At 45.7% G+C, this 15,463-nt stretch carries 3 protein-coding genes; 1 reads left to right on the forward strand and 2 read right to left on the reverse strand.

Translation table 11 applies throughout. From position 1 onward, the window contains the following. Positions 1 to 488 precede the first annotated feature (488 nt). Together ACOMHB_RS22445 and ACOMHB_RS22450 are read right to left on the reverse strand one after the other, a co-directional pair. Positions 489 to 4,439, reverse strand: a complete 3,951-nt coding sequence (locus ACOMHB_RS22445; RefSeq protein WP_448218278.1) for a hypothetical protein — start codon at positions 4,437 to 4,439, stop codon at positions 489 to 491. Between the two features lie 440 nt (positions 4,440 to 4,879). Next, positions 4,880 to 7,282, reverse strand: a complete 2,403-nt coding sequence (locus tag ACOMHB_RS22450; protein WP_448218279.1) for a hypothetical protein — start codon at positions 7,280 to 7,282, stop codon at positions 4,880 to 4,882. Between the two features lie 737 nt (positions 7,283 to 8,019). Between ACOMHB_RS22450 and ACOMHB_RS22455 the strand changes: the two genes are divergently transcribed. Beyond that, positions 8,020 to 15,333, forward strand: coding sequence for an AAA family ATPase (locus ACOMHB_RS22455; protein WP_448218280.1), 7,314 nt, complete (start codon positions 8,020 to 8,022; stop codon positions 15,331 to 15,333). The last annotated feature ends 130 nt before the right edge of the window (positions 15,334 to 15,463 follow it).

Below are 15,463 nucleotides of genomic sequence, written 5' to 3' on the forward strand. Positions count from 1 at the left end.
TTGTCAGCCCTCCTGTAATGAAAACCAATAAATGAACACTACAAAAGTAGTACATAATCGCACTACTTTTGTTTCACCATTTTTCGCACCCGACAATAGTCATACAGCGTCGTTGCTGACCAGAATACGCAACAAACTTTGCAAATCTTAACGACGACATTCATGTGGATTTTTAGGTAAAGATTACTTAAACAACCAGAGTGTGTTTGAGATCTGTTTTGGAGGTTGGCAGTAAACCTCTAATAACACCTACCGATGGAATATTCATAATGATACCGTTCCAACCATTACACGATGGACGCCAATAATGAACGAAGCCATGATCAACCCGGAGATTGTCCATTGGGCGCGGGAACGTGCCGGGATGGTTCCTGCTGATCTGGCGAGAAAGCTAAAACAGAAGCCCGAAAAACTGCTTGAGTGGTAGCAGGGCAAAAGTCGGCCCAGTTTTGCCCAGGCTCAGAAGCTGGCATGACAGCTCCGGGTAACTACTTATCGATATATTTCCATGCCCCGTAGTACGGCCCATGTCCATCATCACAACCAGCTGTACTGCGATGCGCCTCCGGATAATAATGATTCCACCAGAAAACTGCATCAAGATTCGCACTTATTTCAGTTTTCACAGCACATTTAAAAACTTTGTCGAGCCACTTATAATTAGAGAATACTTTTAACTTAATCTCTTTTTTAATATTTCTATCTTTGCATTCTGACAGTAAAAATACAGCATTTTGTTTTTCAGCTATATTGCCCAGAATGGCATATCCTTCGTTGTCAAGACGATAGGGCCAAACATCGTACCAGCGCAGTTTTTCTGAAGTTATGTCCCACACAGGAAGGAAATTGATAACCCTGTGTGAATCTCCAAGTTTGATATCTCTTCTTCCATTGACAACAACATAATACTCATTCTCAAATTGCTTAGAAAGCATTCTTTGTACTGCCATACGACCACAGTCGTACTGCCATTTTTTATCAGGCATCAAGCCACAATAATCAACAACACCAGGGATAATTTCATTCAATAAAAGTTTATCACCCACCGATTCCTTGCCAGCTCTGATGCCACCTACAACCTGCAGGAGTTGCTTTGTTGTCATTTGAGATAGCAGGTAGTACCTGGCATGAGCTAATATAACCTTGCTTCCCTTCTGTATTTTTTGTGCTCTTTGGTTCTCGAAGAAAGTTTTTTTATTCATAAATTCAAAAGCTGCTTTTTTACGAATGAACGAGAAAATCTGATAATCAACAACTCTGTAATTTTTATCGAGACCGCACAATGTCTGCAGTATATACCTATTTAATCCTGTGTAATCATCTAAATTAAGGCAAGGATTTTCTATGTCATCACTACCGGACTCCTGCATGTATTTTAGCGCCACGTAGCCGCCTAGCTTGTAGCCTATAAAAACTGAAATACCTACCAAAAAAGCTCTGAGCCATGACCTTTTAGTCGATTCATACTCATATCGTTCTGAGCTTTTTAATTTAGCTTTACGTCTGTTTTTTTTGCCGGTTAGCTTATTATTCTGGTCTAGTCGGTGGCTAACATTATTAATTGGCTTTTTTAAATTTTTCGAGGTTTCATTATCGACTTCAAGGCATTTTTCATGTGTTTTTTTATACTCTGAAACTTCTTTTTTAAGCCTTTCATTATCTGCCTGCAATTCGTCACACCTGATATTTGATACTTCCAACTTTTTTTTAATATTGAGCACTTCAAGATCAAGCTGACTGATTTTTTCTTTATACCTATCAATCCCCTTTCTTTTATCTTGAGCTTGAGCCAGATCTTGCTTTATTTTTTTTAGTTGTTGCTCAAGACTTTTTATTTCTTTATCAAGATTTACATTTTTTTCCTCATAGCTTTTATTCAGTTTATTTAATAACAATATTTTTTCACCCATTTTCTTATTAGCAGACTTCCTGTCAGCTATCTCTTTACCTTCCTTCGCCAGCTTCTGCTGAAATTCATGAAATAATTGCTTTCGCTCCTCTTCCTTTTTGGCAAGACTGATTTCATTAGTTTTTAAAGCATCCAAAACTTTTTGTTTCGAAATTTTTAATTGTTGTTCCTTATTATTTAATTCACAGGTCAGTTCATCAATGCGCTCCTTCATCACTTCAATCGTGGCTGACTTGGAATGAGTACTCCTGTGAGTTGGCTGTAATGGTAATTCACCTGTCTGCCGATCTATGTCGTCTAAAAGCATACTGAAGAAATAATTCTGTGAAAAAACCGATTTCAAATAGAGGGCACGGTCCCAATGCTTGCCCTGCTTACGAACAGAGGTATTGCGAACCAACGCATCAGCGTTTAGCCCCCTGACGATGCTCTCATAAATAACCAGTTCCTCTGACTGAAAAGTCGCCTTTGATCCAGGAATCGCCATAGCGACATCCAGGCTTGGGAGGAAGGCGTTGATTGACCCGCTATCAACCTCGAAATCAAACACATACAGGTTATAGGCTTCAGGATCAGGCCTCTGTCCGGGAAAAGAAAACAACATTTTTTTACGGGGTTCTGATACTTTAAAACCAACCAGTTTTGTTTCCAGCCACTGTTTTAAATCGTCTACTTTGTCGTACCCAAGCAGCACATCAATATCATCCGTAACAGGCTCGTTATCCTTGAATTTAAGCTGATGTCCAAACCCGTATTTGGTTATGTACGCTCTTACAGACTCTCCTCCATACAAGCAGCTACCCGTTTCTTTCTCTACACAAAAGGCTTCGATAATATCCTTGAGGCCATCGCGCAGATTAATAATAGTCTGAGCAAACTGGTCATATTTATCAAAGCTATCAACGACACGATTAAACATATCTTGCGTCATGGGTACAACATACTCATCATAACGACTACGACTGTGATCAGAAAAAGCAGGCTGATCTGCATCACTTGCTGGACTTATGGGGTGATTGATATAACGAGCAAGACGCTTACTCACAACCATTGCCCAGTCTTTCATCGGCTGACCTTCAACAGGTAAAACCTGCAGCATGCCTGCATGGCTCATCTTGCGCATTAAGTCGTAGGCATCCTGAAGATCGACTTCGGGTGACTGCCCCACACTCAATCCACTGTTTAAAAAAAACTGCTCTGTCTCCTGCCACAGAAGACTCTCAGGTAACGCGACGGGTGACAAACGTGGCTTTTCAGAAAATGGGGAGCCTTCACCTTTGTCCTTATCTTTTCCACCTTCGGCTCCCTCACCCTCACCCGCCCCGGAACCCTCTGGCTCCCTTTCTTCAGGTTTGTTGAGAGTGAAGCTTTCTCCGCTGCTGGAAAAACTATTTTCCTCTGCAGGTGCATCCATCATATGTGACTGTGGAACAACGCCAGCAGAAAAACCTTGCGTGGTCATCCAGCCAAAACAATGCTGATTGTCGGAGTAGCAGGCAGGAACCACAGGAGACAGCCCTTGCAAGCCTGGTTCTTGATGTCGCCGGGACATCATAGCCTTCACCGGTTCAGACATTAAATAAGCCGACCAATACCAATTCAGAAACAACCGGCTGAACTTAGCTATAGTCTTTTCAGTGCTGACCGCCAGAAGCCGGTGAGTCAGCCAGGATGGCACCCTTACTGCGAGTTGCAAGCCAGACTCATTTGCTTTCTCTGGAGCAATAAGCTGGACGGTTAAACAAGCAGTAGTACTTCCTTCTTTCGGTTCGCTCCAAACAACCTGTTGATACCGCTCTACATTGATGTCATTAAATTTTTTTATCCAGAAAATGCCCTGATTACTCCCCACCTGATAAGTGCTGGTCGTGTTGTCACTGTTGGGTAGAATGATCGAGAATACGGTTGCAGTGGTATCCTGTTGCACAACCTGCAGTTGGGCTTTTCCATCACGACTTTTCACGACCGACTGACCGGGTGTGATCTGCTTATTAAGCTCGGTAACATAGGCCACAAGGCTGTGCAGGCTGGCAAAATTATCGTGCCGTATCTGATAGTTTGGATCAGCTTCTGCCAGAGTCGAGTAGCCAAGCACCGGATTCAAAGTGCCAGCCTCAGCAGTGGCAGCATCGGGTATTCTCACGGGGTTCCACTGCGAACCGGAAAATACAAGCCACGAAGCCCATTGCCGGAAAGCATCAATCAAAAGAAAACGGTGCAACAGACCAGCCGAAATAATGTAAACCTGCAAAAGAGGATAGATAACCGGACTACAGGGCACGGCATGACCCTGACAAACTAACTCTGATAACACGATTGCAGACGATACCGCCAGCTGCACAACCGCCGCAGCCCCGACATCTTCCAGGTTCAACGAAAAACTTACAGAGACACCGGGAACAGAAAACTGTGCACAATAAGATGAGCTATCTGGAATGGTATCACCGTACAAATCAGTAGAATACGTACAAAACACGGCCAGAAATAGCCAGGCCAGGCACAAGAAAGATATACCGGTTTTTATACTCAACAACTTCCACTCCATGACCCATTAAAAGATACCCAATATAAGTACCTAACCAGTTGGTTTCGCATATTCTGGACGGCGGCTTTTTCCATCCTTCTGCGTTCCAACTCTGGTTACGTAGCTTCGGCTACGCGCCCGTCGTTGCGCCTTGAAGGATGAAAAAATCCACTCGCCAGAATATGCGAAACCAACCGGCCAGGTACTTAGATATTGGGAAGCTGTCGTACTTAAAATGGTCCTGCTGCGGTTACGATAATTGAACACCAAGTCTGCCCAGACATTCCCGGATCGCATTAACTGGCGCAGGGGAGAGCTTAGAATAAAATGCCAATCATTACTTGAATGTGGTGGCTGTACTCCAAAAAAAGCTAACATTTCGCATTATCAGGAAGCTTGCATAGAGGTTAGGGCTGCGCTGGGCTATCAAACCCGCCATTTTATGATCACATATCCTTGGATACTTTATTCAGAAAGCTTTGATAGTCAGCGGGGTTCAGTCCCAGTTTTTGCAAGTATTCAACAGTATGATGAAGAACTTCTTCAGGAGTGTAATCTTTGCTGGCTTTAATGTCGTCAGGTACAGACTCAATCGGCTCATTTCGCATTCGACGCTCGTGGATATATTCGAACAAGGCTTTTAAAAACTGATTAATCAATTTTAATTCCTGCATATTTTCTGGACAACGGAAAAAGCGAAACTCTATTGTTCCATAAGGATCAATTATCTCAGTTCCTGGAATGTGCAACAAAGATACAGCCATATATTTATCTAAAAACACATCACCAACTTCACCAAACATGTTTTGTAAAGGAGCCAATTGCACAAAATGACTGTATAATTTTGAGAACTGTTTAAGCTTTTCCAATTTCTCTGAATCCGTTAGCCAATAAGCAATCCCCTCTCCATAATTTACACCAGCCAACTTCTCATTATACGTAGCAATCATCCAATTCATCCGTTCAATTGCCAGGCTTCTCAAAGCAGCATAGTCAGAAAACAATTTGTACCATTGACCCTCATCTTTTTTAACAATTCGGTCATTATTACCGAATGCTCTGGTTAGATAAGGATTGCTCTCAATCTCCCTCTGTAATTCCAGTAGAACGCCGGGGTTGCCATGGGTAGCAGAGAGTGCATCTACATGCTTGTGACCGGAGGCATGATCTATAAAGCCATCTTTAATCATTAAGTCAACGAGTTTAAATACTTTTTTAAAGCATTTTTCCGCACCAGCGTCACCATCATGGTAGGGCGTACAATTCACCTCAAGCCATTTTTTAAAATCTACAAAAGGGGCTACATAGAAATGACCATCAAAAGTGTACCTCTTAGGATCATAATCAGTTTCCTTATTGGCTCCTAATTTTTTCATATATTTATCTACTTTCGTAAGATAATAGTAACTTGGCCCGCCCCATTGATCTTCTTCTTTAGAAACCAAATCATATTCCAACTCTTCACCAAATTTGAGATTAATGGGATTATCAGGTAGAAGAGCCTGTCCGACTGAGTCTGGTTTTTCTTGAAACATATCATCAAGAATATCTAACCAGCGTCTATTAAACTCCCCCGCCATGACCTCTTCATTAAAAGCCATTCTGAGTTTGTCATTACCTCTAAGGACAGCGATAATTTCATTCTTGCAATCTATAAAGCTGAAACTCTTATTTAACTCTGTAATAATTTCTACCTTATATTGATCAGTAAAACTCATAAAAGCAGCAAATTCTGAAAAATAGCCTTCCCCAAAAAGCATCTTTTCAAAGAATGGAAATGTCGCATGCCCAACTGCCTGATAGCCACCAACATCGCCAAAGCCTCTGTAATTCTCATAAAGGTAATCGGATAGTAATTCACGAAGATAATAGCGACGATATGAATGATTTCTATCTGACAACTGTTTATCTTTCCGAGCAAACATTTCTGAAAAAATTGAATCTATTAGTTCCACTTGGTTATTAGTAATTTTTTGACCGGAACGATATTTATCGGCTTCATCACTATAAACAAACTTCTGATCTCTTAACAACCCTTCCGTAAACAATATAAAATCTACAAATATCTCTTCAACATTCGCACTGCTAGTAATGTAACTACCATCGCTGAAATATATATAACCAGAACCCTTACACTTATTATTCCCGATTATTCTTTTGATGGATATATTATGTTCCCTCGCAAGTTGATTAACGGTATTCAGGAAGTGCTTGGCTGCATCTCGAGGTGATAAGTCCTGCACCTCAAAATCAAGTTCTTTTTCCTTTTTCCTCTTGCGCTTGCCTGGTTTAAATTGCGTTAATGCTTCCTGGCTTTGATCCTTGGCTGATCTTCCGTTTTTTTCAGGCAACCGATCACCTTTGCCACCCGCTGCTCCCTTTTCATTTGAATTACCGAGGCTGACAATTCCGTGTATATCACCTGTATTACCTCTCAAAGAAACATTGTTAGCAGTATCGATTAATAAAGATAAAAAAGCACTCAAGACATGAGCACTATTGCCAGCCTGATTTTTGCCATAGGCCAACTGGTAAAAACTATCCTTTTCTTTTTTAGAAACACCTGTACTTTTTTTGCGATCGAGTTCCTGGAACTCTTTTGTCGCTTTATTTGTCTTGCTTTCAAGAAAGGGGTCTTTCCAGCCTTTAAGATCAGCTATAACTTTTTTCTTAAAAGCATTCATTAGCGATTTTTCAGCGCTGTTTCTTTCAAGAGGAAGTATTTGGGAAAATAATTTTCCAGCAACACCCGGAATAAGAGCCGCCTGATAATCAAGAGAAGTAGAACCAAAAGCCTGAACGTGCAAAGCAACCAAGGATAAGGAGAATAAAAATACTAATGTTTTCATAGTTCATTTATAAAGATTGAGTGTTAATCCACTTTCCATGTTATAACGAATAATTTTCGTTCAGTTTTTCCTGACGCTATGCTGCTGAAAGCTCATTTTCAATACCCAAAATTTGAGGCTCCAAGGGTCATCAATCCTTCAACATCCCAGTACTAAAAAGATATCCTCAGTAAGTACTACTCTTGATTAAATCCGCAACGAGCGCAACACTCGCTGTTATGGATAAGGTTCAAGCTACCTTGTCAAATGAATTTTACAGACATCCAATCGACATGCACACAAAAGTAGTAGCGATTTAATTATTAATCAACTGCACTGAAGAAATATTATTTAACGGAGAATAAAGCTGACAAGATCTTTTTCCCACTGCTCACAAAGAGTCCGGAAACCGCTGACACTCACGTTTTGTGTTACCGCCCCGGCATCTTCAATAGCCAAGGCTAAATATCCGAATGAAACTTTCGTCCACTTCGAAGGTCATATCATAAGTACTCAACCATACGAAATCATATTTTCTGACTCATTGTTCAGGCACTCGCGGCAACTGCTCCTGCGTTGCTCTAGCTCCTGCATCCATGCATTCGTGCTGTGTTGCAACTCTGGTCACATAGCTTGCTATCCCGTCGTTGCGCCTTGCAGAGCACCTGCCCAATAAGCCAGAAATATTCGATTCCGTATGCCTGAGTACTTAAAACATTTTAAATACAGTCTTTCAGATGTCAGGAGAGAGATGGACTATGGATGCCCGGATTGATGGGAAACTACCCAAACCGGTTCTTGAGAGTCAAGAGCCTGATAGTCGTGTAACAGCCAAGAGAGCAACGCGGGATTTGTCATCGAAGGAAAAGGGTGTAGGAATCTGCTCCGAAATAGAATCCAAACTGAAGATATCGCCATCTTCGGAGATATTGCCTGACAAAGCAAGAACTGTATCCTTAACGGACTCCTCGCTGCTAAAGTCCCCTTATTCCTTCGATTTTCGTTTTGTCGCCAATGATGATGAGGTTCGACAGCTTTTAATCGCCCAGACCTGTGATGAAGGCCGGGATGTCTCTCTTATTTCCCATCCTGATGACCTCTTACAGGCTAATCTGGTGAGCCGGTTGAGCCTGTCCGGTGATGGTCGCCACACTCTGCATTCAGGCAAGCTTTTTGAAGGCTCGCAGCCATTGACCCTGGTGATCGATATCCGAAAGCTTACCGGCGTAGAACTGCCCAAATTGAACGATCTGCTGGACCCGGATAATCCCTGTCTATACGACAAAGTCAGCCAGAAAAAACGTCCTCTGGGCAAGCATGTTGCTCTGCTGGTTCTGGCAGATCGCGCACAGTTGGCATCGGTTGGCCAGCATGAAGAGGCACCGGCGGCCGGCGCTCCGGCGGCCGACGCACCGGGCGCTGATTTCTGGCGGCGAATTAATCGACCGGGCAATACCTGGCAGCTCAACGAAAAGACCGGCAATGCCTCATTGATGGATATCAACGAGGTTCAGGTATTGGCTGAACTCCCGGCTGCTGAAGGTGCTACGGATGACGAAAATACCCTTCTTATTAACTGCCACTTGCACAGCAACTGCCGGCAGTTGCTGCTGGGTGGCCCTGGAGTGGACCAACAAGGGCGAATCCGACACATCCCCGGCAAGCTTGAGTTATTGAAGGCCGGACAACGGGTGATTCTGAAAGGGGCCGACTGGCAGGATCTGGCCTTCGAGCAGACGGTTCGACAGATGCTCCAGCAACAGTGCTTTGAGAGCAACGGGAAGATCTGTCCATTACCCGACGATGTTCAGTTTTATCGGATGCCATTAGGGAATGAAGAGCTTCATTCACTGTTCCAAAGTCTGTCTCATTCGAACGATAAAGAAGATGATAAAGAGCAAGCACCAGGAAACCCGATCATCATTAACCAGAATAATATCAGGGAGTGGCTTAGCCCGATTGCCATTACCCCTGGAGGCTATGCAGTCCCGAATACCTGTCTGTTGGAACAAATTCGGGCAGGTGGTGTAGTCACCGTAACGTCCCCCCTCACTGAGGCACTCTGGTTTCGTTTGCTGGGTTCACTGCAGACGATTTGCGAGACGACAGATCTGGAGCCCCGACTTCAGGTGGCTGATTCAAGACGGCAGCCGAAAGCACTGGGATTGGCAGAAAGCGATGAACATCCAATCACAGATCACGCTACCTTCAATGCCGTCACTTATCGGCGACATGCTCAAACAAGTCATTGGCTAAATAATCAGCAGAGATCTCCTTTGGTCATTCAGGTCAGCGAACAGACCGGCTTCAGCCAGCTATTTGATAATACCCATATCACCTCGGAACAACAGGCGCATTTTGGACGACGTCAGAGTAAATTGCAGGAGGCATTGACCGCTGGCAAACCGGTTGTATTCCGGGGACTCGAGCGTAATCCAAGGCTTCAGCAGCTTCTGGAGCCACTGGTTATTGGGCAACCTCTGTTGGTGAACGGTCAATTGCAAGCCTACCCACAGGCTGATGTCACCTTACTCTGGCCTGAGTCTGCGAAAAGTACGTCTCCGGTCTTGCATTCGCTGGTCGCCAAGGGTAAACCCTGTCCTGAGGTCGATCTCTGGGCTATCAATGCCGACAAGCATGAAATCCCCCGGGCTGAGCTGCCTAAACAAGCGCTTAATAATCTTTACCAAGCGTTTAAAACCGTCCCTGCCGACCTTTGTAATCCTCTGCCTGAAATGACCGAAGAGTTGTTGAATAACCTGATACTGGCTGCCCGTCGGGCACAACAGGTTGATCAGTCCTCAACGCTTTTACCCCGCCACTGGCGCAGGGCCGTTAATAGCGTCATCACCCATGGCACCCGGCAGAATCCGCTCGTCAGGGACTTTATGAAAGTGGCTTGCTGGTATTTGTTACCGGATAAGAAGCCGAATAAGGATCACCCTCCCTCGGTAGACCCGGATCAGTTAATGACCATCATCAACAGTGCCCCGCAGTTAGATAGAGCGTTTTTGGAGCAGAACCTGTGGCCACTGGCCAGAGCCACTGACCCGACAATATTCAAGGGCACTAAATCTAAAGGGTTACTACTATCCTATGAAAATCCACTTCCAAGGTGGGGTAAAAAAGAAGCTCTCGACAAACTCTGCGCCCTGATCGTGGCCCACGGGCCTGAAGAGCATCGTCAGGCCATGGCGTATCAGTTGAAAGTCGATCCGGAGACAGCGAAACAACATCCACCGTTGGCCATCAGGCCATCAAGACAAATTAGACGTTTGCAAGATGCACTGGCTTCTGGCTGGCAGTTACTTTTGCCATTAGTGCAGACGCGATCCGATGTCATTCACGCGCTAGCCAGCGATTGTTTTCATATAGCCAGAACAGCGAATTCTGAGGCAGAAGGCATTGAACGCATTGAACATCGGCTGGCTGAATCACTGAAATGGCGAGGTTCCGCTGATACGTCCTGGTCAGCACTGGCCCTGGGTCTTTATCACGGCGAGATGAGTCAGCGGGATCGTGAAAGCCGTCGACTGTCCCGACTCCACGACCGGCTTAAGGATTCTCCCGTTATATTCCTGCAGGGAGAAACCGGCACCGGGAAAAGTTACTTTTCTGCCAAAATGGCCAGGGCTTCGGGACAAGCTTCAGTCATTTCCCTTGGACCTTCTGATAGCGAACAGACCCTGATGAAACGCTGGCAGTGGCAACAACACGCCGACGGCGACCGCTCTATGGTGCAGCAAAACCGGGCGTTGATGGAATGGGCCAATACCGAACCTGACAAAAAAGACGGAGAATACATCACCCTGGTTCTGGATGAGGCTAACCTCACCAAAACCGGATTACTGGCATCATTGAACGGCTTATGGGAACCGCAACCCTGCATCTATGTGAATGGTCATCCTGTCAGGGTCAGCGAAAAACACCGGGTGATTCTCACCGGCAACCCGGATCATTACACCGGGCGCCAAATGGACCCGGCCCTGAAAGAGAAACTGCCCAGAGCTTATTACCCACGCCTGGATCAGGCTTTCCTTCGAGACAGAGTAGTGGAACCAGCTTTGCTCAATCAGTTGCAACGGCATCAAATAAACGACATTGCCCACAGTGCCACCAAGAGTGTGATGGCACTCTGGCAATATTATCAGGAGCTGTTGCCAGACCACGAGTTTACCCCCAGGGATTTAACCGACATCTGCAGCTGGGTGGGTTGGTATCTGGATCGTGCGTTATCCGAAGACGACAGTGCCAGCTGCGAGCAAGTGAACAGTTTGATCCAACAAAGTTTTCGGGATGTGTTGGGTCCCGAAATCAACGAGACTCAGCAGGATGCCCTCTCGGCACTGGAAATCTGGTTTGCTGCCCGCTACCACCCGGACCATACCCTACGCGACAGGGTTCATAACCACACCCTGCCAGATATGCTGCAGGGCTTCAGAACACTGACCAAAGAAATCCGACCTGAGTTTGATACCTGCGGATCGGCAGTCATTGATCTGGTGCAACGGCTTTGGCAGGATTTAAGCCGCTGTCAGCAAGCTTATCATCACGACAGAAAACACGACGGCCGTCAGGCGACCCTGATTCAAGGCCCGGCGGGTCGGGGCAAGGATGTCACTCTCAACCTGGTGATTGAAAGCGTCAAACGGCAGGCTAAACAACAGCAAGAATCCATGCCGGAAGTCTTGCTCCTGAATGCCTGTGATTGTTCCTGGGAGAAACTGTGTGAAAAGATCCAGACGGCAAGAATCCAGGGCGCCATCGTGGTGATTTCGGAAATGAATCTGATCGATAGCCAGCATCTGGAAGGCGAGTTAAACGATATTCTGGCTGGTGACGCCCATCCGGGTTTCCACCTGTTTGCCACCATCAACCCACCTGAGTACAGCGGGCGAAAACCCTTATCACCAGCGCTGAAAGGACGTTTTCGACATTTGCCGATCCGACAGTATAACCCGACCGAATTGCAGACCATTGCCGAAAAAGTGTTGCCAAAGTCCTCAGAAGGGACATTCGTCGCCAACAAGCTAACAGAAAAACATTGTCTTTTAAGGGCTCACCTGCAACAGAAAAACCTGCCCTTGCAGCCCACCAGCCTTGATTTACAGAATGTTGCCAGGGCTGTCTTCAGAGGAGGCGATTTTACCGAAAAAGCCGTTCATCAATGTCTTAATCAGCACTACCGGCTTTATCTGATGGCCGTCAACCTGGCGCTGGAGGAACTGCCCGAGTCTTCGGCTATTGCCATGGGGAAAAGTGAATTTGATTCCGGACTTTGCCATTGGTTCAATGAAACGGTATCGGGCATTCATCGGCCGTGGTTAATACGACGCAGTGATCGCAGCGCTATTGATGAAAAACACCATGAAATTCGTTTTAAGGCTTGTCCAACTGAAGAGCAAGCAAAAACGGAGATCATCAGGGAGGTGGCTCAGGCCAGGTGGCAGGCATCCGGTCTTTCCCTGAAGCCGGACGAGTCGGACGATATTCTCACCGGGGCAATATACCGGCTCTGGCAGCAACGCTGGTTTGCTGGTGATTTTGGCCGGACGGGCGTGGACGCTAACAGCGTATTTCCCCTGACGGAAGAACAGCAACAAACGCTGAAAATGTTGACTAACCAGCCCTATCTTCAGGCGGTTGATCAGCGGATAAAGGAGTGGAAAGCCGATAAAGTCCAATGGTGGCCGGCGTTCTGGCATCAGATCAGTGATCTGCTGAACCATCTGGTAGGCGATTTTATCAACCAGGCATCCGTTTTTACTGGCAGTGATAAGGCACCTGAAAAGTACATACCGGAAGCCCATGAGAAAAAGGCTCCGGCATTGGACCAGATAACGAACTACGAGAACGAGGGGGAGCCACAACGTGAATATCAAATTATTTTTGACAGGCCGAACCATTTCCCCGGTATTTATCGATGGTGGGCAGAAGATATTTGCGTGTCTGCTGAGGGCGATGTCAAAAAGATCAGTATTAATGATCAACAATTGCAGGGGGCCGAAGTCCTTTCACCGGCGCGTTTACCAGGGCGTGACCAGCCAGTGACATTAGCCAGAAACCAAACGCTGGCAACCTTTGAGATGTCATCAAACAATAGTCGATATGCCTTACCCAGCCTGACGCCTGACGACTATATCGTGGCCCTGCGCACAGAGCCCGAATTACGATTTACCCTGGTCAGGGACCGATATACCGGGCTTCATACGCTGTCTGTTGCAGAGGCCGAAGCCAGTCAGAACATTCAATTTGCTTATATCGTAGAACACCGGGAACCGGGCGAAAAAACATCTGCTGCAGAAGCACGGTCAGAAGCATCAGGACGTTTTGACGCCCGCTGTTCAGAAGGTATGGAACAAGTACTGAAGGAAGTGTTAACGCATATTAATCAACAACCATCCAAAGTACAGGTACCTTTGCAGAGAATAAAAAACGCTACAAAAACAACGCAACGCATTGAGGCGATCAGAGACTATTGCCTGGAGTTTTCCGGTACTGCAATACCAGAAGAGAATGAAAACTTCTTTCAATTCCTGGTAACAGAGCGGCAGGGTAGCTGTCGTCATCGTGTGCCTGTTTTTATCGCTTTTTGTCGTTACTTCGGGATTCCATGTCGGCAAATAACTAACCGTATCCACGCCTTTGCAGAGTGCTCCATGGATGGAGGCCAAACCTGGAAGTCAGTGGATTTGGGCGGGGCACCCTTCGAGGCAAAAGAAGTCTCCTCTGGTTTTCAGCTGACAAAAAGGGTCGGTGGTTCTGGCACTGAGTTAAGAAAGACCAGGGATATCTTGCAGGGGCTCCTGGAGGGTGCTGATTTAGCACAACAGCAAACTCTGGCTGAAGCCTTTGGTATGAATCTTGAGGAACTGAACCAAACCCTCAAGACAGACTGTGAATTGCCAGAAATCCATCTAAGCACTCTCGAAATGGTAAAGAACCTTTGGGGAAGAAAAGATTTAACGGGATTTTTCATGGGTGTCTCAATATTTTTGCTGGAGACAAAAGCATTGGGCGTTGGCGAGATGCAAATGGTGGGTGATGTCTATGACGACAGTGGACAGAAATATAAACCGATGTCGGAGGCAGTCCAACAAATCCTGTCTGACAGTGATGGAGGTGAGGTCACTGAACAACTCAAGTTATTGCACTCAAGAGCGGTTGTTCAGGGTGGCGCAAACCCTCTCGAGTGGTTGAGTTCAATAGTGCATATTCTGCAAAACAGTAACCTGACCAAACGTTCGGTGATTGACTTTGCCCGGGAAGCCCTGTCACAGGGTTGGCTGGATCCACTGCCAACCTACGCAGGCCATATTATAGAGGCCCATGAACACCATCAGCTGTTGGCGCTTCTGAACAGTGTTGATGAACTCAAGGTTAAAGCCAGCCACTGCCTGAAAAAGTGGTATAAGCAATTTTTGTCCAGAGGAAACAATAGCCAGATATGGCGGATGCCTTATAGAAGCTTCCAGGCAGTAAATGCTAATACCTTTTTTGTCACTCATGGCCATGATGGTTTCTCGCCATCTCTGGAAAAGAACATTCTCAGCTTATCTATGCAGAAAGCCTGGACGGACGAACCTGAGGGCATTCCGAATATAGAACGAATGCTGGTGCATCATCCGGCATTTCCAAAGTTCATCCCGGGCAAGGCTAACCACCTTCCGGTGATTATCATCGGGGCGCCTGAGTGGAACATAAAAGTGAGAAATTTAAAAAACAAATGCAGGGAAGCTCTTCGGCAGGCCTTCAGTCATTATCTTTACGGAATAACACATTCGAAAGGCGGTTGCTTAACCTATTGCTGGGGCAATGCCCGAGTATATGGATACTCGGAGGAAAACAACTACGGCGCTCATGACCCATCCTCACCGGAAGAGCTCCATGCCATGATGACTGTCATTGAAAGCTCTTGCCAGTTTCAGAAATCTCTTCAGGCTGACTACTTGCAGCAGGCATGTTACGCCAGTCATGCGCTGGTGCTCAAATCCGATGAGCTGACAACCATTGCCAGAGAGTTTTTGAGCAGCGTGAATTTGAATTCGATTTACGAGTCACTGGATACCTGATCATGGTTTGGTCATGGTGATTTTTTCGAGGTTCGTGACATCCCTCAATGGCAACGAATAATTCTCCAAATGGAACTTTAATCCCGTTCTAAAGTCCAATCATTAAACAATTAATTTCAATGCAGTCCTT

The sequence above is a fragment of the Endozoicomonas sp. 2B-B genome (assembly GCF_053470045.1).